At 66.6% G+C, this 20263-nt stretch carries 17 protein-coding genes; 6 read left to right on the forward strand and 11 right to left on the reverse strand.

Going from position 1 to position 20263, the window contains the following annotated elements; translation table 11 throughout:
- Positions 1 to 54: 54 nt before the first annotated feature.
- The 6 genes from AC1DCU_RS08610 to AC1DCU_RS08635 form a co-directional block, all read right to left on the reverse strand.
- On the reverse strand, positions 55 to 897 hold the full coding sequence (locus tag AC1DCU_RS08610) for an ABC transporter permease subunit (protein WP_025875316.1): 843 nt from the start codon (positions 895 to 897) through the stop codon (positions 55 to 57).
- Entirely contained in the window at positions 894 to 1826 is a 933-nt protein-coding gene (locus AC1DCU_RS08615) for an ABC transporter permease subunit (RefSeq protein ID WP_032975682.1), read from the reverse strand. Before AC1DCU_RS08615 ends, AC1DCU_RS08610 begins: the two co-directional genes overlap by 4 nt.
- Positions 1823 to 2959 (reverse strand): ABC transporter ATP-binding protein, encoded by a 1137-nt coding sequence (locus AC1DCU_RS08620; RefSeq protein WP_032975681.1) that lies wholly within the window; start codon positions 2957 to 2959, stop codon positions 1823 to 1825. Before AC1DCU_RS08620 ends, AC1DCU_RS08615 begins: the two co-directional genes overlap by 4 nt.
- Positions 2960 to 3069: 110 nt before the next feature.
- Positions 3070 to 4623: an efflux transporter outer membrane subunit gene (locus AC1DCU_RS08625; protein WP_051584955.1), complete on the reverse strand. Its 1554-nt coding sequence runs from the start codon at positions 4621 to 4623 to the stop codon at positions 3070 to 3072.
- Entirely contained in the window at positions 4623 to 6179 is a 1557-nt protein-coding gene (locus AC1DCU_RS08630; RefSeq protein WP_282280269.1) for a DHA2 family efflux MFS transporter permease subunit, read from the reverse strand. The genes AC1DCU_RS08625 and AC1DCU_RS08630 overlap by 1 nt, the downstream gene beginning before the upstream one ends.
- Positions 6176 to 7351, reverse strand: coding sequence for an HlyD family secretion protein (locus AC1DCU_RS08635; RefSeq protein ID WP_032975679.1), 1176 nt, complete (start codon positions 7349 to 7351; stop codon positions 6176 to 6178). Before AC1DCU_RS08635 ends, AC1DCU_RS08630 begins: the two co-directional genes overlap by 4 nt.
- A gap of 267 nt (positions 7352 to 7618) precedes the next feature.
- On the opposite strand from AC1DCU_RS08635, the gene AC1DCU_RS08640 reads away from it, so the two are divergent.
- Positions 7619 to 9019 (forward strand): flavin-containing monooxygenase, encoded by a 1401-nt coding sequence (locus AC1DCU_RS08640; protein WP_051584953.1) that lies wholly within the window; start codon positions 7619 to 7621, stop codon positions 9017 to 9019.
- Here the strand turns inward: AC1DCU_RS08640 and AC1DCU_RS08645 are convergent.
- The 3 genes from AC1DCU_RS08645 to AC1DCU_RS08655 form a co-directional block, all read right to left on the reverse strand.
- On the reverse strand, positions 9016 to 10125 hold the full coding sequence (locus tag AC1DCU_RS08645) for a polyamine ABC transporter substrate-binding protein (RefSeq protein WP_032975677.1): 1110 nt from the start codon (positions 10123 to 10125) through the stop codon (positions 9016 to 9018). The two genes, AC1DCU_RS08640 and AC1DCU_RS08645, sit on opposite strands and share 4 nt — an antisense overlap.
- A gap of 91 nt (positions 10126 to 10216) precedes the next feature.
- Positions 10217 to 11611, reverse strand: a complete 1395-nt coding sequence (locus AC1DCU_RS08650; RefSeq protein ID WP_025875326.1) for a glutamine synthetase family protein — start codon at positions 11609 to 11611, stop codon at positions 10217 to 10219.
- Positions 11608 to 12369 carry a gamma-glutamyl-gamma-aminobutyrate hydrolase family protein gene (locus tag AC1DCU_RS08655; protein ID WP_282280272.1) on the reverse strand — a complete coding sequence of 254 codons (762 nt, stop codon included), beginning with the start codon at positions 12367 to 12369 and terminating at the stop codon, positions 11608 to 11610. The genes AC1DCU_RS08650 and AC1DCU_RS08655 overlap by 4 nt, the downstream gene beginning before the upstream one ends.
- A gap of 161 nt (positions 12370 to 12530) precedes the next feature.
- Between AC1DCU_RS08655 and AC1DCU_RS08660 the strand changes: the two genes are divergently transcribed.
- Both AC1DCU_RS08660 and AC1DCU_RS08665 read left to right on the forward strand, forming a co-directional pair.
- Positions 12531 to 13808 carry an NAD(P)/FAD-dependent oxidoreductase gene (locus AC1DCU_RS08660; RefSeq protein ID WP_425602675.1) on the forward strand — a complete coding sequence of 426 codons (1278 nt, stop codon included), beginning with the start codon at positions 12531 to 12533 and terminating at the stop codon, positions 13806 to 13808.
- 198 nt (positions 13809 to 14006) lie between these two features.
- Entirely contained in the window at positions 14007 to 15617 is a 1611-nt protein-coding gene (locus AC1DCU_RS08665; protein ID WP_258954209.1) for an MASE1 domain-containing protein, read from the forward strand.
- Between the two features lie 82 nt (positions 15618 to 15699).
- Here AC1DCU_RS08665 and AC1DCU_RS08670 read toward each other — a convergent pair whose 3' ends face one another.
- Positions 15700 to 16029, reverse strand: a complete 330-nt coding sequence (locus AC1DCU_RS08670; protein WP_235189914.1) for a hypothetical protein — start codon at positions 16027 to 16029, stop codon at positions 15700 to 15702.
- Positions 16030 to 16287: 258 nt separating this feature from the next.
- On the opposite strand from AC1DCU_RS08670, the gene AC1DCU_RS08675 reads away from it, so the two are divergent.
- Positions 16288 to 17631, forward strand: a complete 1344-nt coding sequence (locus tag AC1DCU_RS08675) for a diguanylate cyclase (RefSeq protein WP_032975733.1) — start codon at positions 16288 to 16290, stop codon at positions 17629 to 17631.
- 85 nt (positions 17632 to 17716) lie between these two features.
- Positions 17717 to 18178: a bacteriohemerythrin gene (locus tag AC1DCU_RS08680; protein ID WP_025875341.1), complete on the forward strand. Its 462-nt coding sequence runs from the start codon at positions 17717 to 17719 to the stop codon at positions 18176 to 18178.
- Here the strand turns inward: AC1DCU_RS08680 and AC1DCU_RS08685 are convergent, their stop codons facing one another.
- Positions 18179 to 19459 carry an MFS transporter gene (locus AC1DCU_RS08685; RefSeq protein WP_442251041.1) on the reverse strand — a complete coding sequence of 427 codons (1281 nt, stop codon included), beginning with the start codon at positions 19457 to 19459 and terminating at the stop codon, positions 18179 to 18181.
- Between the two features lie 147 nt (positions 19460 to 19606).
- Between AC1DCU_RS08685 and AC1DCU_RS08690 the strand changes: the two genes are divergently transcribed.
- Positions 19607 to 20260, forward strand: coding sequence for a hypothetical protein (locus AC1DCU_RS08690; RefSeq protein WP_235189913.1), 654 nt, complete (start codon positions 19607 to 19609; stop codon positions 20258 to 20260).
- Positions 20261 to 20263: the final 3 nt, after the last annotated feature.

Below are 20263 nucleotides of genomic sequence, written 5' to 3' on the forward strand. Positions count from 1 at the left end.
CCATCAGGTAGACCCCCATTGTGCGCCGGCCGCCGTGAGCCGGATGTTGCCGGCTCAGCCGTTGTCCTGGCGGGCCAGCTGCAGGTCGCGCTGGCGTCGCTTCTCCGCACGCGCATTGATGTACCAGCCGATCACCGCAGCGATGGACACTGCCGACACCAGCAGCGTGGCGAGCGCATTGATCTTCGGGCTGATGCCCATGCGTACCGAGGCGAACACCTTCATCGGCAGCGTGGTCGAGCCCGGCGTGGCAACGAAGCTGGCCACCACCACGTCATCCAGCGACAGGGTGAACGCCAGCAGCCAACCGGCCACCAGCGCCGGGGCGATGATCGGCAGAGTGATGCGGGTGAACACGGTCAGCCGGCTCGCGCCGAGATCCATCGCCGCTTCTTCCAGCGACAGGTCCATCTCCTGCAGGCGCGAGGACACCACCACGGTGACGAAGCACAGGGTGAAGGTGACGTGGGCGATCCAGATGGTGGCCAGGCCGCGCGCCGGGAAGCCCGGTATCGCGCCCATCGAGGCCAGCAGCGCCATCAGCGAGAAGCCGAGGATCACGTCCGGCATCACCAGCGGCGCGGTCACCAGCGCACCGAAGAACGGCTTGCCGCGGAAACGCTTGAAGCGGGTCATCACCATCGCCGCCAGCGTGCCGAGCACGGTGGCGGTACAGGCGGTCCAGAACGCGACCACCAGGCTGGTCCACATCGCATCCATCAGCGCGCGGTCGGCAAACAGGTCGCTGTAGGCACGGGTGGAGAACCCGGCCCAGACCATGGCCAACCGCGAGCTGTTGAACGAATAGAACATCAACAGCAGGATCGGCAGGTACAGGAAAGCGAAGCCGAGCAGCAGCACGCCCAGGCCCAGGCCCTTGGCAGAACGCGGGCTCATGCCTGCTTCCCTTCCAGCAACCGCTGCTGGGATCGGTTGAACAGCAGGATCGGCACCAGCAGCAACAGGATCATCGCCGCCGCCATTGCCGAGGCACCGGGCCAGTTGCGGTTGTTGAAGAACTCGTTCCACAGCTGGCGACCGACCATCAGGGTTTCCGAGCCACCCAGCATTTCCGGGATCACGAATTCGCCGATCGCCGGGATCATCACCAGCATGCAGCCGGCGATGATGCCCGCCTTCGACAGCGGCAGGGTGATGCGCAGGAACGCCTGCCACGGCTTGGCGCCGAGGTCGTAGGCTGCTTCCAGCAGTCGGTGGTCATGCTTGACCAGGTTGGCGTACAGCGGCAGCACCATGAACGGCAGATAGCAGTACACGATGCCGATGTAGGCCGCGGTCGGGGTGTCGATCAGCTGCAGTTTCGGCAGGCCCATCGAGGTCATCAGCGACTGCAGGCCGGTGTACTGCAGGAACTGGTCGAGCAGGCCGTTGCGGTCCAGGATCGCTTTCCATGCATAGACGCGGATCAGGAACGAGGTCCAGGACGGCAGCACCACCAGCATCATCGCCACGTTGCGCGCGGCCGGCGACAGGCGGGCGATGGCATAGGCCATCGGATAGCCGATCAGCAGGGTGAGGAAGGTCGAGATCGCGGCGATCTTGATCGAGCTCAGGAACGCCTGCGCATAGATCGAATCGCGGAACAGCGCCAGGTAGTTCTCGAGGTTGAGCTTGAGCGAGAGCCCGCCATCGACGTACTGCAGCAGCCAGGTGTACGGGGGCGAGCCGACCCGGCTGTGCGAGAAACTGATCATCAGCACGATCAGGAACGGCACCGCGAAGAACAGCAGCAGCCACAGGTACGGAATGCCGATCACCGTGGCACGCAGCCCCGGCAGCCAGCGCTTCAGGCCGGCGGCGCTCATGAGGTCAGCACCACGCCGTCGTTGTCGCGCCAGTGCACCCACACCTCGTCACCCCAGGTCAGGCCATCGCTGGCCCAGCGCTGCGAGTTGGCGAAGTTGGCCAGCACCTTGGCGCCGCTGGGCAGGCGCACGTGGTAGACCGAATGGCTGCCGAAATAGGCAATGTCCTCGATCACGCCCTGCGCCTTGTTGGTGTGCCCTTCCGGCTCATCCTTGCCGATCATCACCTTCTCCGGGCGCAGCGCGAACGCGACCGGCTGCCCTTCATAGCAGGTGATGCCGTGGGCGATGTAGACCGGCGCCGGGAACAGCGGCGAACGCACGGTCACGTATTCGGGCAGGTCCTCGTCGATCACCCCGTCGAACAGGTTGACCGAGCCTATGAACTCGGCGACGAAGCGGTTGGCCGGCTGCTCGTAGACCTCGTCGGGCTTGCCGACCTGCTGGATCCAGCCGGCGTCCATCACCGCGATGCGGGTGGCCATGGTCATCGCCTCTTCCTGGTCGTGGGTGACCATCACGCAGGTCACGCCCGACGACTCGATGATGCTGACCAGCTCCAGCTGCATCTGCGAGCGCAGCTTCTTGTCCAGCGCGCCCATCGGTTCGTCCAGCAGCAGCAGCTTGGGCCCCTTGGCCAGCGACCGCGCGAGCGCTACGCGCTGCTGCTGGCCGCCGGACAGCTGGTGCGGCTTGCGCTTGCCAAGATGGCCCATCTGCACCAGGTCGAGCATCTCGCCCACGCGCTTGGCGATGGTCTCGCGGCCGAGTCCGTCCTGCTTCAGGCCGAAGGCAATGTTCTGCTCCACGGTCATGTGCGGGAACAGCGCATAGGACTGGAACATCATGTTGACCGGCCGCTGGTACGGCGGCAGCGCGTCCATCTGCTGGCCATCGACGGTGATGCTGCCCTTGGTGGGTGTCTCGAAGCCGCCCAGGCAGCGCAGCAGGGTCGACTTGCCGCTGCCGGAGCCACCGAGCAGCGCAAATATCTCGCCCTTGCGGACGTCCAGGTTGACGTCGTCGACGGCGACGAAGCCATCGAATTCCTTGCGCAGATCACGAATGGAGAGATAGCCGGGCACACCGCTCGCTTCGACGACGGCGGCTTCCGGCTGGGCTTCAACGGGCATGGGGGCTCCGGGAGCGGGCGGTGGACAGCGGCCGCCATTCTACCGGCCGGGGGCCGATGGGGATATGACGGGCTGTGGCGGGCGGCCGCCTCGCCATGCCATCGGGGCAATCAGCGGATGGCCACCGGCGGCGCCTCCTGCCAGCCCAGGCCCAAGCTCTTCTGCAGGGCCACATAGCGCACCAGCAGCTGCAGGCGCGCCTGTGCGGCGGCATCCTGGGCCTGCAGGCGCTGGCGCTGCACGTCCAGCAGGTCGATCTGCGAGGTCGCCCCAGCCTGCCGACGCTGGCGCATAAGGCGCAGCGAGCGGTCGGCCGAGGCCTCGGCGCGGACACTGGCCTGCAACTGCTGCCGCGCAGCGCCGAACCGCGCCAGCGCCGTGTTCGCATCCTGCAGCGCCGCCAGCACCGTGCCCTCGTAGGCCGCCAGCCTGGCCTCGTTGCCGGCCCGGGCCTGCGCTACACGGGCCTTGTTCACGCCGAAATCCAACAGCGACCAGCGCAGGAACGGAGCAACGATCGTGGCCGCCGAATCCCGCCCCAGGTCGGACAGCGAGGTGGCTCCGGCGCCGATGCTGCCCAACAGCGTCACCTGCGGAAAGTACGCCGAGAGAGCCTGGCCGATCTGCGCCGACGAAGCTGCCAGCTCGCGCTCGGCCTTGCGTACATCCGGCCGGCGCTGGATAAGCGCGCCCGCATCATCCACCGGCACGCGGGCCGGCAGCGCTGGCAGCGGCTGGTCCGCCGCCAGCCGCGCATCCAGTGCACCGGGCTCGCGGCCAACCATCAGGGCCAGCACATCGCGCGCCTCATCGGCCTGTGCCTGCAGTGACGGCAGCGCGGCCTGCTGCTGTTGCAGCTGGGCCTGCGCCCGTTCCACCTGAAGGTCCGAATCTGCGCCGCGCTGGCGGCGCTGGCGGGTCAGCTGCAGGCTTTCATCGGCGGCGCGGAGGTTGTGTTCGGCCAGGGCGATACGCTCGCGGCTGCTGCGGTAGCCCAGGTAGACCTGGGTCAACTCGGCGGCCAGTTGCACCTGTGCGTCGGCCAGTGCTGCCGCGTTGGCCTCGGCCTCGGCGGCGGCCTGCTCGGCTGCGCGGCGCCGGCGCCCGAACAGGTCCAGTTCCCAGCTGGCGTCGAAGCCGGCCACGTACAGTTCGGTATCAAGATCGATATCAGCGAACTGCTGGCGCAGCTGCGCGGCTTCCTGAGGGCGGCCGTTGGCCTCGGCCACGCCGGCGATGTTCTCGCCAAGGCCACGTACGCTGTTTTCCAGGGAATCGGGCGCCGTGACGTTGGCGTAGCCGGCCACTGCCCCCACCTTGGGCAGCTGCTCGGCGCGACGCTGGCGCTGCAGCGCGCGCGAGGCCAGCAGCTTGGCCTGGGCCGCACGCAGGTTGGGGCTGTTGCGCAGCGCCTCGTCCACCAGCTGGTCCAGCAGCGGATCATTCAGCGCGCGCCACCACTGGCTGGGTGGCGTGGCCGGCTGCACGTCAGCCTGCGCGGCGCGCGGCAGCCGTGCCTGTGCGGTGGCATTGCCGGCAACGTCCGGCTTCACGTAATCCGGCCCCAGCATGCAACTGGCCAGCAGCAGCGGCACCGTGGCTGGCCACAGGCGGCGCAGGCGAAGGGACAGGGCCGGGAGAAGGGGCAAGGTCGTCGAAGTCATCAGTGCATCGCCAATGGAACGCCCTTGGGCAGGGGCTTGAGCAGGAAAACCAGTGGCAGGGTCGCCACCACGATCAGGCCGAAGATCCAGAACAGGTCGTTGTAGGCCATCACCATTGCCTGCATCTGCACGGTCTGCGCCAGCACCGCCAGCGCCTGCGTGGCGTCGCCGAGCTGTTGGCCGTAAGCATGCAGCGCATCCTGGGCCACGGTCGAATTGGCGGTGACGCTGCTGCCGATGGCATCGACGTGCAATGTGGTGCGGCGCTCCTGGAAGGTGGAGATGATGGCCAGGCCGATCGAACCACCCAGATTGCGCGCGGCGTTGAACAGGCCCGAGGCATCGCTGGTGTATTCGCGCGGCACCGAGGTGATGGCGGCCTGGTTCAGCGCCATCATCGCCAGCGCCAGCCCGCAGCCCTGCAACAGCTGGCCGATGATAAAGTGCGGGCCGATGCTGTCCGGGGTCAGGCCCAGATTGACGAAGCAGGCGGCGGCAAAGCACAGCATCCCGCCAAACACCATGATGCGCACGTCCACCGTTTCCAGCATCTTCGGCATCAACGGCATCAGCAGGATGGTCGGCAGGCCGGCCAGCAGCAGCACGTAACCGGCCTGTTCGGTGTTGTAGCCGGCGATGATCGCCAGGAACTGCGGGATCATGTACATGACCCCGAACAGGATCATGCCCACCGCCATCACCATCACGAACACCGCGCCGAAACTGCGCTGGAAAAGGATGTTGAGGCGGATGACCGGCTCCTTGCTGATGAACTGCGAGAGCGCCAGCAGCGCGAACCCCAGCAGCGAAACGATGCTGAGCACTACGATCATGCTCGATTCGAACCAGCGCTCGCGCTGGCCGTCTTCCAGTACCACGGTAAGCGCGGACAGGCCGGCGGTCATGCCGACGATGCCCAGCCAGTCGGCGCGCAGCAGCCCGACCCAGTTCGATTTCTCATGCGGCAGGCCCAGCAGAAGCAAGGCAACCAGGCCAGCGCAGATGGGCACGTTGATGAAGAAGGCGTAGTGCCAGCTGACGTTCTCGGTCAACCAGCCGCCCAGCAGCGGGCCGATCACCGGGCCGAGAATGACGGTCATGCCGAACAGCGCAGTGCCCAGCGGCTGCTGTTTCGGCGGCAAGCGCGTGCCGACGATGGTCAGCGCAGTAGGGATCAGCGCACCGCCGGCAAAGCCCTGCCCTACCCGGCCGGCGATCATCATCGGCAGCGAATCGGCCAGGCCGCACATCACCGAGAATGCGGTGAACAGCGTGGCGCAGATCAGCAGGAAGGTGCGCAGGCCCAGCGTGCGCACGAACCAGCCGGTCAGCGGAATCATGACGATTTCCGAGACCAGGAAGGCAGTGGAGATCCAGGTGCCTTCGGTGCCGCTGGCGCCGACCTCGCCCTGGATGGTGGGCAGTGCCGCGTTGACGATGGAGATGTCCAGCGTGGCCATGAACGAGCCGATGGTGCCGGCCGCCACGGCCAGCCACGCACCGGCATCGGCCTTGCCCTCGGCGGCGGGCGCTGCGGAGGCAGTGGTGGCATTCATCGCGCCGGCGCGGCCGTGGCCCCTGCCTCGTCCCGGGTGCGCTCACGCGCGTCCCTGGCGTTGCGGGTGTCCACGGTCACTTCCACCGACATGCCCGGCACCAGCACCTTGCGCGCCTCGGCACCGGCATCCACCCGGATGCGCACCGGCACGCGCTGCACGACCTTGGTGAAGTTGCCGGTGGCGTTCTGCGGCGGCAGCAGCGCGAACTGCGAGCCGGTGCCGGGCGAGATGCTCTCCACAGTGCCGTGCAGGGTAGTGCCCGGCAGTGCATCGACCTTGATCTCGGCCGGCTGTCCGGCACGCATCAGACCCACCTGGGTTTCCTTGAAATTGGCGCTCAGGTACAGCGACTCGACCGGCACGATGGTCATGGTGCGGGTGCCGGCAGCGACGAACTGTCCCACCTGTACGGTCTTGTTGCCGACCCGGCCGTCGATGCGCGCGCGAAGCTCGGTGTCCTCGAAGGCGACCCGCGCCTGCGCGGCATCGGCCTGGGCCTGCTTCAGGCCGGCCTGGGCCTGTTCCAGTTGCGCCTGGCTGGCTTCGATCTGGCTCTGCGCGCCTTGGATCTGCGCCCTGGCCGCATCGTACTGGGCCTGTGCACGTTCGACGTCGTGGCGCAGGCTTTCCACGTGTTCGTGGGTGTCGGCACCGCTGGCAGCCAACGGGGTGAAGCGGGCCAGCTCGGCCTTGCCGAATCGCAGCGAGGCGGTGGCAGCGGTGAGTTGGGTGCGGGCCTGCAGCAGGCTGGACTGCTGGCCCTGCACGCCGGCGGCGGCGGCCGCGATATCGGCCTCGCGCACGGCGATCACCGCCTCGGCCTGGTCCAGGGTGGCGCGGTAGGTGCGCGGGTCGATGCGCAGCAGCGGTTCGCCGGCCTTGACCCACTGGTTGTCCTGCACCAGCACCTCGGTGACGTAGCCGTTGATGCGCGGGGCGACCGCCACCGCGTCGGCCTGCAGGTAGGCGTTGTTGGTGTCCTGCAGGTAGCGGCCGACCAGGAGGTGATAGGCCAGCCAAGCGATCAGCACCAGCACGACGAGGATGCCGATGATCGCCAGCATCCACCGGACCTTGGGGTTCTTCAGCGGTGAGGGCTTGGCGTGCTCCTTCCGCCGCTCGTTTTCATCATCGTGGGCGCTGTCGTCGCGCTGGGGCTGTTCGGTCATCGTCTCGTGGCGGTGGTCAGTGCCGTACGGGAAGGTAGGGCAGGCGGCGCCGACGCGGAGTGAACGTGGCGATCGCATCAGCGTGAGACCCGACCACCGGCTTGTCGCCAATGGCCCGTTGGTGCAACGGCACCGACGCCCGGCGACCAACGCCTTCGCCTTGGTCCGCGGCCAATCCATGCAGATGCAACGTTTTTCAGAGCAGAAATCATTGACCCGGCACGCGCTGTCATTGGGGAATCACCTCGACCCTCCAGTGAATCCGACATGGCCCACTCCAAATCATCACCGGTTCTCCCCTGCTGCCCGTCCGCATCTACGCCGCGTGACGTCGTGATCATCGGCGCCGGCCAGGCCGGGCTGTCACTCAGCGCGGTCCTGCAGGAGGCCGGCCTCGCGCATCGCGTACTGGAGGCGGAAACCGTGGGCGCCAGCTGGCGGCGGCGCTGGGATTCCTTCCAGACCAACACCGCCAACGCGACGATGGCCCTGCATGGCCACGCCTATGCGGGCGACGACCCGGAGGGCTTCATGGCTGCACCGGAAGTGATCCAGCGGCTCCGCGACTACGCCTGCGAAAGGTCACTGCCGATCCACGAAGGCTGCGCGGTCCTGCGTGTCACGCCCAAGGCGGGCGGCTACGCCATCGAATCCAGCCGCGGGCCGATCCAGGCCGCTGCGGTGGTGGTGGCCACCGGCGAATACGGCCGTCCCCGGATGCCCCGCGTTCCCTTTGCGCCCGGGCCGGCGCTGGCGGTACTGCACTCCAGCAACTACCGCAATTGCCGGCAGCTTCCCGACGGCGCTGTGCTGGTCATCGGCGGCGGCCAGTCCGGCGCGCAGATCGCCCAGGATCTCCGCGCCAGCGGCCGCACCGTGTATTGGTCGCTGGCCGAGCGCCATTCGCATACGCGCCGGCTGCGCGGCAAGGATTCGATGACCTGGTGGGACATGGCCGGACGCATCCACCAGCATGTGAGTGAATCGGCCGGGGTACTCGCCGGGGAGCCGGACGCGCTGCGCAAGGCCCGGACCGCAGAGTTCCCGCTGATTTCCGGCAAGGGACGCGCAGGCCTGGGCAGCTCGATCAGCCTGCTGTCGATGCATCGCGAGGGCATCACGCTGCTGGGCCGCCTGCAGGGCTTCGACGCGGACATCGCGCGCTTCGCCGATGTCCGCCCACAGCTGCGCACTGCGGTCGAAGCAACGCGGGCCGAGTACGCCTATCTCGATTCACTGGCAAGCGGGTACTACGCCACGCGGCCCGAACCGCGCACCGATGATGCCCGCTACATTCCCGAAGAGGTGTACCTGCACTGGGAGCCGGACGCCTCGCCGCGCGAACTTGATCTGAACGCTGCCGGCATCCGCTCGGTTGTCCTCGCCACGGGCTTCGTCGCCGAATGGCCGTGGCTGCATGTGGACGGCGTGCTGGACGAACACGGTTATCCGCTCGGCGAGTTCGGTGTCTCCCCGCAGCCTGGCCTGTTCTTCATCGGGATGCACAACCTGCAGCGGATGAGCTCATCATTCCTGTGCAACGGCGGTCGCGATGCGCGCGACCTGTTGCCCGCCATCCAGCGGCACCTTGGCCGGGCCGGCAGTACCGGCTCCGGCGCAGGGCAAGGCAGCTGCCGGGCAAGGCCCGGCGCTACCGGAAACGCTTAGCGACCGGTCTTCACCTCGGTCCACAGCCGGGTGTAGAGCTTGTCGGTCTCCGGCGTGTTGATCGAATAGGTGAACATCTTCGCGGCCACGTCGGCCGGCGGGTAGATGGTCGGGTCGGTGCGGATCGCCTCGTCCACCAGCGGGGTCGCGGTCGGCACCGGGTTGCCGTAGTGGATGAAGTTGGTGTTGGCCGCGGCCACCTTCGGTTCCAGCAGATAGTTGATGAACGCGTAGGCCGCTTCCGGATGCTTGGCATCCTTCGGGATGGCCAGCATGTCGAACCACTGCGGCGCGCCTTCCTTCGGGATCGAATAGGCCACGTGCACGCCATTGCTGGCCTCGGCCGCACGGTCGCGGGCCTGGATGATGTCACCCGACCAGCCCACCACCAGGCAGGTGCCGCCGTTGGCCAGCGAGCCCACGTACTGCGAGGAGTGGAAGTTCTGCACGTACGGGCGGATCGACTTCAGCAGGTCCGCCGCCTTCTGCAGGTCGGCCGGATCGCCGCTGTGCGGGTCCAGGCCCAGGTAGTGCAGCGCGATCGGAATCATGTCCGCCGGCGTGTCCAGGATGGTCACGCCGCAGTCCTTCATCTTGCTGATGTTTTCCGGCTTGAACACCAGGTCCCAGCTGTTGGCGATGTCGGTGCTGCCACCGAAGCGCTCCTTCAGCATGTCCACGTTGTAGCCGATGCCGGTGGTGCCGATCATGTAGGGCACACCGTACTGGTTGCCCGGATCCTGGGTAGCGATGCGCTTCATCACCGCCGGGTCGAGATTGGCCAGGTTCGGGATCTTCGACTTGTCCAGCGGCAGGAACACGCCGGCCTGGATCTGCCGGCCGAAGAAGTTCAGCGTCGGCACCACCACGTCGTAGCCGCTGTTGCCGGCCAGCAGCTTGGTCTCGACCATCTCGTCACTGTCGAACACATCGTAGGTGACCTTGATCCCGCTCTGCTTCTCGAAGTTGGGGATGGTGTCTTCGGCGATGTAGTCGCTGTAGTTGTAGACGTTCAGGACCTGGCTGTCCTGTCCGCCGCCGTTGCCGCCGCCACAGGCGGAAAGCATGGCGGAGGCCAGGCCGAGCGTGAGGATACGCAGCTTCATCGGGTGCTCCAGAATGCGGAAAGGGGGGCCGGCCGGGCCGGCGACGGGTGCCAGCCTACCCCCCGGCGAGGGATTTTTCTATTCGCGGCCTTCACACGTTCAGCAGCAGGAACTCGCGTTCCCACGAACTGATCACGCGGAAGAAGGTCTCGTATTCCTTGCGCTTGACCGAGGTGTAGGCGCGGCAGAAGCGCTCGCCGAGCAGGGCCTGCAGCTCGCTGCACTGCTCCAGCCCGTCCAGCGCTTCACCCAGCGAACGCGGCAGGTCGTAGCCCAGTTCCTTGGCGCTGCCGGTCACCGGCGCATCCGGCGCCAGGCGCTCACGGATGCCGAGCAGCCCGCAGGCCAGGGTCGCGGCCATCGCCAGGTAAGGGTTGGCGTCGGAGCCGGCAAAGCGGCTTTCCACCCGCATGTTCTCCGGCGTATCCAGCGGCACCCGCAGGCCGCAGGTGCGGTTGTCGAAGCCCCAGTGCACGTTGCTAGGCGAGACCTCACCGAACACCAGGCGCCGGTAGGAATTCACGTTCGGCGCGAAGAACGCCATGGCCATCGGCACATATTTCTGCAGGCCCGCCAGGTAATGGGCGAACAGCGGACTGAAGTCCTCACCACCGTGCTCGCCGGTGAACACGTTCTGGCCATCGCTGATGCGCAGCAGGCTCTGGTGGATGTGCATCGCACTGCCCGGCTCGTTCTCCATCGGCTTGGCCAGGAAGGTGGCATACACCCCATGGCGCATCGCCGATTCGCGCATGGTGCGCTTGAACAGGAACACCTGGTCGGCCAGATCCATCGCATTGGCGTGGGTGAAGTTGACCTCCAGCTGCGCCGCGCCGGATTCGTGGATCAGCGTATCCACGTCCAGCTTCATCGCATCGCAGTAGTCGTACATCAGGTCGAGGATCGGATCGAACTCGTTGACCGCGTCGATCGAGTACGACTGCCGCGCCGTTTCCGGGCGACCGGAGCGGCCCGCCGGGGGCAGCAGCGGAAAATCCGGATCGGTGTTCTTCTGCACCAGGAAGAATTCCAGCTCGGGCGCGACCACTGGCCGCAGGCCGAGCTCGGTATACGCATCCAGCACCCGGCGCAGCACGTTGCGCGGCGCCAGCTCATGCGGCTCGCCGTTCTTGGTGTAGCAGTCATGGATGACCTGCGCGGTCGGGTCGGTCGCCCACGGCACCATTCGCACGGTGTCCGGGTCGGGGCGCAGGATCATGTCCGAGTCCGACGGCGAGGTCAGGTCGTAGTAATCGTCCGGAAATTCGCCGGTGACGGTGGTCGCGAAGATGCCTTCGGGCAGGCGCGTGCCGTAATCGTGCGAGAACTTGTCGGCCGGGATGATCTTGCCGCGCGCATTGCCGGTGATGTCCGGAACCAGGCATTCGACCTCGGTGATGCGCCGCTCCTTCAGCCAGCGCAGCAGGCTGCTTTCCTGCGGGGGCGGGGGCGTGGCCGTCTTGCGCGGGCGCGTTCGGGAACTCATGGGGATTCCAGTCGATTCTGTTGGTGCTGCCGGCAAGCTTGGCCGAACGCACGGAAAATAGCGTGATAGAACGGCGTCTGCATGACACGCCACTCCGGGTGCCACTGTACGCCGAGCACGAATCGATGGCGCGGGCTGCGCGCTGCTTCGACCAGGCCATCATCGGCCCAGGCCTCGATCTGCAGGCCTTCGGCGACCTGTGCGATGCCCTGCCCGTGCACGGAATTGACCTGCACCCGATCGGCGGCACACCACTGCGCCAGCCACCCCCCATCGGCCAGGGTGATCGCATGGGCCGGCCCATACTGCTCCTCCACCGGCGCCTGCGGGTCTTCGCGATGGTCGGCCAGGCCGGGCACTGCATGCACCTGCGGATGCAGCGTGCCACCGAGCGCCACATTCAACTCCTGGAATCCGCGGCAGATCGCCAGCACGGGTAGATCCAACGCCAGCGCCTCGTGCAGCAGCGCGAACGCAGTGGCGTCGCGCGCCGGGTCATGCCGGTTGCCGTTCCAGGTGCGACCCCCTTCGTAATGCTGCGGCTCGATGTTGCTGACCGCGCCGGTCAGCAGCAGGCCATCCAGGCCCTGCAGCCAATCGCGCGCCGGCAGCGGCGGCTGCAGACTCGGTAGCACCAGCGGTGTTGCCTGCGCAGCGTCAACCAACGCACGCACATATTTTTCCCCGGCCACCGCGAAACGATGATGGCCGAGCACGGTGCTGTCGGTGGGCAGGCCCACCCAGGGTAGGCGGCGCATGGGGAAACTCCTTGGCGTGGCATCAAGGTACGCGCCCGGCATCGGCATCGGCAAGCCGCTGCCCTCACACCACGGGCGCCCGGCTTGGGCCAAACTATCGGCGTGAAGCCCGACCGTCCTCCCCCGCTCCGACGCCCTTTCCCGCTCCTGCGAGGCCGCCGGTGAGCGCCGCCTTCCCGCCCAGCTGGTACGCCTGCAGCCTGCCCGAACCGCCCGCATTGCCGCCGTTCCGCGGTGAACTGCGTGCCGATGTGGCGATACTGGGCGCCGGCTATACCGGCCTCACCGCCGCACTGGAACTGGCCCTGCGCGGCCAGCGGGTGGTGGTGCTGGAAGCGCAGCGGATCGGCTGGGGAGCCTCAGGCCGCAATGGTGGCCAGGCGCTGGTCGGCTACGGCTGCGAAGTGGACGAGCTGGAACGCCAGCTCGGCCACGAGGATGCGCGCCGCCTGTTCGACTGGTCGCGCGAGGCGGTACAGGCGATGCGCGCGCGCATCGACCGGCATGGCATCGAGTGCCATTGGGTGGAGGGCCACGCCAGCGTTGCCATCCGCGCACGCCACGAGCGCGACCTGCGCGCCAACTGCGAACACCTGCAGCGACATTACGATTACCCGATGCAGTGGTGGGAGCGCGATACCCTGCGTGGGCAACTGGACAGCCCGCGCTACCGCGCGGCGATGTTCGACCCACTCAGCGCCCACCTGCATCCGCTGGCCTACGCCCGCGGGCTGGCCGATGCCGCGCGCGCAGCCGGGGTGGTCATCCACGAACAATCGCCGGTGACGCGCATTCAACGCGGCGCACATGCGGTGCTGCATACCGACCACGGAAGCGTGCGCGCGCCGCAGCTGGTGGTGGCCGGCAACGCCCTGCTGCAGGGGCTGGTGCCCGAGCTTGAGCGGCGCATCATGCCGGTCGGTACGTATATCGGCGCCAGTGCACCGCTGGGGGCCGAACGCGCCCGCGCCCTGATCGGGAACAACATGGCGGTCTCCGACACGGCCTGGGCGCTGGACTATTTCCGGCTCAGCCATGACCACCGCCTGCTGTTCGGTGGCCGCGCCAGCTATTCCGCGCTGCCGCCGCCGGGCCTGCACCGGGTGATGCAGCGGCGCATGCACGAGGTGTTCCCGCAACTGGCCGACATCCCGCTGCAGCAGGTCTGGGGCGGTTATGTGGACATCACCCGCAACCGTGCCCCGCACTGGGGCCGGCTGGATGGGAATGTGTACTTCGCGCAGGGCTTCTCCGGCCACGGCGTGGCAGCGGCCGGGCTGGCCGGTGAAGTGATCGCCGAAGCCATCGTTGGCCAGAGCGAGCGGCTGGACGTGTTCCAGCGCCTGCGCCATGGCCCCTTCCCCGGCGGACGCCTGCTGCGCATGCCGCTGCTGGTGGCGGCCATGTCCTGGTACAAGCTGCGGGATGCGTTGTGGTGAGCTGATCAGGAAGCGAGCTGAATCTACCGCCCCCCGAAAACTGTGAAACTCGTCGCCGCCGGCATTCCTGTGATGACTTTCTCACTTGCCGGGCCGAGCGCTGAGGCGATTGCATAATCGAACGCGTGTCGATACCGTCGCTAAGAACCGGGTCCCGCGGCGAATGGATGCTGACAGGGAACGTACTGTGAAGGGGTAGTGCGATTGAACTGGTGGAATGAAGGCCTGCAGCTGAAGTTGCGTATCCGCCCGGCGGGGCTGGTCCTTGCGCTGCTGTACGCCGTTGCATGCTGGGCGTCGCGCCAGTTGTCGCTCGACCAGTTCTATCTGCCGGCCGGCGTCCGCGTCGCTGCAGTGCTGTTGTTCCCCCCGCGTTGGTGGCCATACCTGCTGCTGGGCGAATATGCCTACTTTGCGCAGATGCGCGTGCCAATGATCGAGAAGTATGGGCTGGCCTGGATCGTACTTGGTTCGGCACTGCTGATGCCTGCCGTGATGCTGATCGTGCATCTCCACCGGAAGATGATGGTGACCACGAAGAATGCGTGGCTGATTTCAGTCGCGGCGGCTTCGGCGCTGGTGGTCACCGCGCTCAATCTGATGCTGGCACACCTTCTCTGGCCGACACCCCCCGAGATGCCGGTGCTTGCCAGCATCGCACGCTTGGTGGTTGGCGACTTCATCGGCATTCTGACCCTTGCGCCGCTCGCGTTGCTGTGGACACGACGGACCAGCAACGCCCGGTGGACGTCAGGCTTTGCCCCGCCTGCACTCGCCGCCCTGACGATGATGGCGATGATTGGTCTGTATGCCGCACAGCTGCCCCTGGACGAAGTCAATGCCAAGACGTCGATGCAGCTGCTGATGGCGCTGCCAGTCGTCGTGCTTACCTGCCTGTACGGCTGGCGAGGTGCGGCGATCGGAGTGCCCTCGCTCAACCTGATCATCGGCCTCACCACGCCCAGTCCCTACACGGGAGCATTCGATCCAGCCGCCTTCGCGACCCAGCAGATAATGGCGGTCACCGGCGCTGCACTGTTGGTGCTGGGGTCGCGCATTACCCACTACTACCACCGTTCGCGATTGGGCGAAGTGGGTGAAAGGGATGCGCTCAAGCATGCGCGAAATTCACTGGTGGCAAGCGAGCTAGATCTCCGCGAGCGCGCGCGGCACCTGAGGAAACTGGGGGACGGTATCGACACCTCGCTCAGCGAGGTGGTGAACTGGCTCAATGCTCAGGGCCATCCCACTATAGCGAACAGCCTTCTGCACATGGCTTCGGTCCATTCGCGACAGTTCAGGGAACAGACCAGCATGGTCTATCCGGCCGCGTTGGAACATCTCGGGCTCTATGTCGCCCTCCAGGCCGGCGGCGTACGTGAAAGCTGGGACCTGAGCCATCGGGTGATGCGCCCTCGCCTGCTCGGCGATCCCTGCCAGCTCAGCGTCGGCCTGCAGCTAGCCGCCTATCGCGCACTCACCGATGCTGTTTCGCTGTTGATCAACAGTGAATCAGGCCAGATCCGCATCCGCGTACGTTGCGGCCAGACAGGCGGACGCCGCGGCATCCTGATGACGGTCGCACTACTGGATTCATACCGCAACCTGTCACCGTCCACCGTTACCGCCACGGTCGAGCGCTTGGCTGGCCGGACGATTGCGTATGGCGGGACAGTGCAGTGCCATCGGAACCGGATACGGATGGCGATGGTGGAAACGGATGATTCCGCCGCCCTCGGCATGGCATCGTTCAACGCGATGGATCACGTAACGGCCTTCGGGCAGGGAAACTCGCAGACCCAGACCTGACGCCCGGGGTCTGCTCGGCCGCGTCCATCGTGGCAATCGCAGCGGCGCGGAGACCCCGACGCCGCTGCGCTCCTCACTGTCTTTACGGTGTTTCGACCGACCAGATAACGTCGCTGCCGCTGCGGTAACGCACCAGCGAGAAATCACTGGCGCTGTAGATCTGCGAGCGGGTGGCACCTGCCGGTATCTGGATCTGCTGCTGGGGCAGCGAAACCCGGGCCGCGTTGTTGCCTGCCGGCAGCACCCAGTATGTGCCTCCAGCATTGCCGATGATCAACTGCACGTTTCCGAGCAGGTCATTCACCTGTAGATAGGTGATCCCATCGCGCTGGAATCCAAACAGCTGCCAGCTGGGGTCTTGACTGAGATTGATCGCGGCAGGACTTGCCTGACCCAGTCCAGCAGTTGCCAACGGCTTTCCATGGAAGTCCGACGGACCGCCCGCGAATGCCGGGGCAGCGGCGAGAATCAAAAATGCAGTGGTCGCACCAAAACATGAAAATCGCACAGTGACCTCCAGGTCGAAGTTAACGTCAGGAACCTCCAGCAGATACTAACCGCTTCCCATCCAATCAATGTGCCAGGCAGCGGGTACGGACGTTTTTGTCCTAAAGTTGCACCTGAAACCGCCGCTATCGGTGCCGAGCCCTCCCACGTGAGCCACCGCATCATGCCCGTCCTGCCGCAGGCCGCTGTCGATGGCGACCTGGCCGATCCGCTGCCGCAGCGCATCCTGCTGGTGGAAAATTCCCGTGCCTTCACCGGCATGCTGCGCGAAGCCATCGAACAGCGCCTGGAGCTGCCGGTGGTGGTGGCCAGCTCGCTGGCCGAAGCCGATCGCCTGCTCAGTGAAGAAGGCGGCTGGTTCCTGGTGCTGACCGGGCTGGTGCTGGCCGATGGCGACCGCGACGCGGTGGTCGAGTTCTTCCTCAAGCGCAACCTGCCGACCGTGGTGGTCAGCGGCGTGTACGACGAGGACCTGCGCAAGCGCGTGCTGCAGCAGCAGATCATCGATTACGTGCTGAAGAACACTCCGGGCAGCATCGACTATCTGGTCTGGCTGGTGCAGCGCCTGGAACGCAACCGGCGCATCGCCGCGCTGGTGGTGGACGACTCGCCGTCCGCACGCGGCTATGCCGCCGCCCTGCTGCGCATGTACGGTCATGAGGTGTACGAGGCGGCCGATGGCAGCGAAGGCCTGGCGGCGATCGAGGCGCACCCGGCGATCCGCCTGGCCGTGGTCGACCAGGAGATGCCGGGCATGCAGGGCGTGGAGTTCACCCGCCGCCTGCGTACCCTGCGCTCGCGCGACAAGGTGGCGGTGATCGGCATTTCCGGCAATACCGATGCGTCGCTCATTCCGCGCTTCCTGAAGAACGGCGCCAATGACTTCCTGCGCAAACCCTTCTCGCGTGAAGAGTTCTTCTGCCGCGTCTCGCAGAATGTGGACCAGCTGGAACTGATCGGCACGCTGCAGGACCTCGCTACCCGCGATTTCCTCACCGGCCTGCCCAACCGCCGCTGCTTCCTGGAACAGAGCCAGCGCCAGCTGCCGCAACTGCAGCTGCATGGCCAGTGCGTGGCGGTGGCGATGATCGACATCGACCATTTCAAGCACATCAACGACACCCACGGCCACGAAGCGGGTGACGATGCGCTGCGTGCGGTAGCCCGTGCTGTCGGCGACCACGCGCGCGGCCAGGACCTGATCGCGCGCTTCGGCGGCGAGGAGTTCTGCCTGCTGGTGCCGGACATGGAACAGGACGAAGCCCTGCTCTATTTCGAGGAGCTGCGCCAGCGCATCGCCGCGCTGGAAGTGGACATCGGCAGTGCCACGCTGCGCATGACGGTCAGCATCGGCCTGTGCTGCCTGCGGCCGCAGCGTGATGCGCTGCACCGGCTGATTTCCGAGGCCGATCGCCAGCTGTACCTGGCCAAGGCCGGAGGCCGCAACCGGGTCAGCTGCACCACGGTGGCCAGCCCGCTGCGCCCGCGCGAGGCTGCGCTGTCCTGACAGGCATGCCTTGATCCAGATCAACGCCGCCCGTGGGCGGCGCCTCTACAGTCGGCCCCGACATCAGCATGAAGGGGAGCCGGGGATGGCACTACTGGTCTGGCAGGACGATCTGAACATCGGCATCGATGTGATCGATCAGCAACACCGCCGCATCATCGAAATGCTCAACCACCTGCACGTGGCGCAGACCAGCCTGCAGCGGGCAGCGGTGGGCGAAGTGATCGACGAGGTGGTGGACTACACCATGTCGCACTTCGCATTCGAAGAAGAGCTGATGGAGGAGGCAGGCTACCCGTTCTGTGCCGCGCACAAGCGTGTGCATGAGGTCTTCATCAAGCGGGTATCGGAATACCGCATGCGCTTCCAGGCCGGTGAGGACATCAGTGACGAGTTGCGCACCATGCTCTCGCGCTGGCTGTTCAACCACATCCGCGGCGACGACCAGGCCTATGCCGAACAGGTCAAGCAGCACCTGAACCAGTTTGCCCGCGAGCACCAGAGCGGCGGCTGGCTGGGCCGCACGCTCAAGCGCTTCTTCGGCTGATCAGCGCTGGCGGCGTTGCAGGGCGAGCAGCGCGCACAGGGTGATCACTGCGGTCAGGCTCAGGTAGTAGCCGACCGCGACCAGCCCATAACGCTCGGCCAGCCAGGTCGCCAGGTACGGCGCCGGGGCTGCGCCCAGAATGCCGGCCAGGTTGAACGACAGCGAGGCACCGGTGTAGCGCACTTCCACCGGATAGATTTCGGCCAGGAACGTGCCGCACGGGCCGTAGGTCAGCCCCATCAGGAACAGGCCCAGGCACAGGAACGTCAGTACCAGCCACGGGCTGCCGGCCTGGAACAACGGCGCGAACAGCACACCGAAGCCGATGATCAGCAGGCTGGCGATGGCCATCGTGCGGCGCGTTCCCCAGCGATCACCGTAGCGTGCCGACAGCGGAATGCCGGCGGCGAAGAAAAGCATCGCCACCATCTGCATCAGCAGGAACTGCTCGCGGCTGTAGCCGAGCACGGCGGTGCCATGGCCGAGGCTGAATACCGTCATCAGGTAGAACAGCACGAAGGTGGCGAACGCACCCAGCGTGCCCAGCAGCATCGGCAGCGGATGGTCGCGCAGCACCGTCCACATCGGCAGGCGCACCGGCGCCTTGCGCTCCAGCGCGCGCTTGAAATCCGGTGTCTCGTGGATGTTCAGCCGCACCCACAGGCCAAGGCCGACCAGCAGCGCGCTGGCAACGAACGGAATGCGCCAGCCCCATTGCAGGAAATCGTCCTGGCCCAGAAAGCGACCGAGCAGCAGAAAGATGCCGGCTGACAGAAGGAAGCCGATCGGTGCACCCAGCTGCGGGAACATGCCGTACCAGGCGCGCTTGCCCGGTGGTGCGTTCTCGGTGGCCAGCAGCACCGCCCCACCCCATTCGCCGCCCAGGCCCAGCCCCTGGCCGAAGCGGCACAGCGCCAGCAGTGCCGGCGCCCACAGGCCGATCTGCGCATGGGTGGGCAGCAGGCCGATGGCGACCGTGGACAGGCCCATGGTCAGCAGCGCGGCCACCAGGGTGGCCTTGCGGCCGATACGGTCCCCGAAGTGACCAAACACCGCCGAGCCCACCGGGCGTGCGATGAACGCCACCGCGAAGGTGGCCAGGGACTGCAGCAAGGCGGCCTGGTCGCTGCTTTCCGGGAAGAACAGGTGCGGGAACACCAGCACCGCGGCGGTGGCGTAGATGTAGAAGTCGAAGAACTCGATGGTAGTGCCGATCAGGCTGGCCAGCAGGACACGGCGGGGAGAATTCACGGGTGGCGCGGCAGCGGTGATCGTCGACATCGGCAAGGCGGGTAACGGCGGATCGACCGATTCTGCCACGCTTGGCCGCCCCGCCGGGGCAATGGTTTCAGGCGACACCGACGCCAACGAATTCTTTCCGGGGGGCCGCTACGCTGCACCACCGGTCCCTGCATGGATGCTTCACCGATGAGTTCTGCCGCCCCGCAGTCATGCTCCGATTCCCCGCTGCTGCCTCGCCTGGCTGCATGGCTGGCGGTGCTGCTGGTGCATCTGCTGATGCTGTGGTGGCTGTTGCATGCGGGGCGCATCGCCTTGATCGCACACGACAATTCGCGGATCAGCCTGCGTTGGCTGCCGCCGGAAGCGCCGCCGATGAGCCCTCAGGTTGTCGATGCATCACGGCCGTCGGCTGCGCCGCACCAGATTCCGCACGCCCCCGCGCTTCCTACTGCGCAGGCCGAGCAGCGCTCAGCGCATGTCGATCGGCAACGCAGCGCGGCTGCGCGCAACCAACCACTGAATCTGAGGCTGCCGGCTGGCAGCATCGATGGTGGCGATGGCATCACTGCCGAGGGTGTGGCCGCAAAGCTGATCGGCCGCCGTGAGGTGCATGCGGCGTTCGCCCCCCGTCGCCCACCTTTCCGGATCCACCGGCAAATGACGCCCGAGCAGATCCTGCAGGGTGTTGCCCAGATGCTCGGCACCTGGCCACCGGGCTACATGGTTGACCCGTGCACGCTGGGCCAGCAGGACATGCACTACTTCCAGAACGCAGTGGAGGAAGTGGACCGGCAGTTGCTGCGCGAGGCGGTGCTGCAGGTCAGTGCAAGCTGCCGGTAGCGC

It is taken from the genome of Stenotrophomonas sp. 10L48 (genome assembly GCF_056395105.1).

What these genes read in the sequence shown, in the direction of transcription:
- AC1DCU_RS08620 (WP_032975681.1), bottom strand. Translation starts at nt 2,959, where the DNA reads ATGCCCGTTGAAGCCCAGCCGGAAGCCGCCGTCGTCGAAGCGAGCGGT.
- AC1DCU_RS08655 (WP_282280272.1), bottom strand. Translation starts at nt 12,369, where the DNA reads ATGCGCCGCCTACCCTGGGTGGGCCTGCCCACCGACAGCACCGTGCTC.
- AC1DCU_RS08630 (WP_282280269.1), bottom strand. Translation starts at nt 6,179, where the DNA reads ATGAATGCCACCACTGCCTCCGCAGCGCCCGCCGCCGAGGGCAAGGCC.
- AC1DCU_RS08610 (WP_025875316.1), bottom strand. Translation starts at nt 897, where the DNA reads ATGAGCCCGCGTTCTGCCAAGGGCCTGGGCCTGGGCGTGCTGCTGCTC.
- AC1DCU_RS08640 (WP_051584953.1), top strand. Translation starts at nt 7,619, where the DNA reads ATGGCCCACTCCAAATCATCACCGGTTCTCCCCTGCTGCCCGTCCGCA.
- AC1DCU_RS08645 (WP_032975677.1), bottom strand. Translation starts at nt 10,125, where the DNA reads ATGAAGCTGCGTATCCTCACGCTCGGCCTGGCCTCCGCCATGCTTTCC.
- AC1DCU_RS08625 (WP_051584955.1), bottom strand. Translation starts at nt 4,623, where the DNA reads ATGACTTCGACGACCTTGCCCCTTCTCCCGGCCCTGTCCCTTCGCCTG.
- AC1DCU_RS08690 (WP_235189913.1), top strand. Translation starts at nt 19,607, where the DNA reads ATGAGTTCTGCCGCCCCGCAGTCATGCTCCGATTCCCCGCTGCTGCCT.
- AC1DCU_RS08685 (WP_442251041.1), bottom strand. Translation starts at nt 19,459, where the DNA reads ATGTCGACGATCACCGCTGCCGCGCCACCCGTGAATTCTCCCCGCCGT.
- AC1DCU_RS08615 (WP_032975682.1), bottom strand. Translation starts at nt 1,826, where the DNA reads ATGAGCGCCGCCGGCCTGAAGCGCTGGCTGCCGGGGCTGCGTGCCACG.
- AC1DCU_RS08650 (WP_025875326.1), bottom strand. Translation starts at nt 11,611, where the DNA reads ATGAGTTCCCGAACGCGCCCGCGCAAGACGGCCACGCCCCCGCCCCCG.
- AC1DCU_RS08680 (WP_025875341.1), top strand. Translation starts at nt 17,717, where the DNA reads ATGGCACTACTGGTCTGGCAGGACGATCTGAACATCGGCATCGATGTG.
- AC1DCU_RS08675 (WP_032975733.1), top strand. Translation starts at nt 16,288, where the DNA reads ATGCCCGTCCTGCCGCAGGCCGCTGTCGATGGCGACCTGGCCGATCCG.
- AC1DCU_RS08635 (WP_032975679.1), bottom strand. Translation starts at nt 7,351, where the DNA reads ATGACCGAACAGCCCCAGCGCGACGACAGCGCCCACGATGATGAAAAC.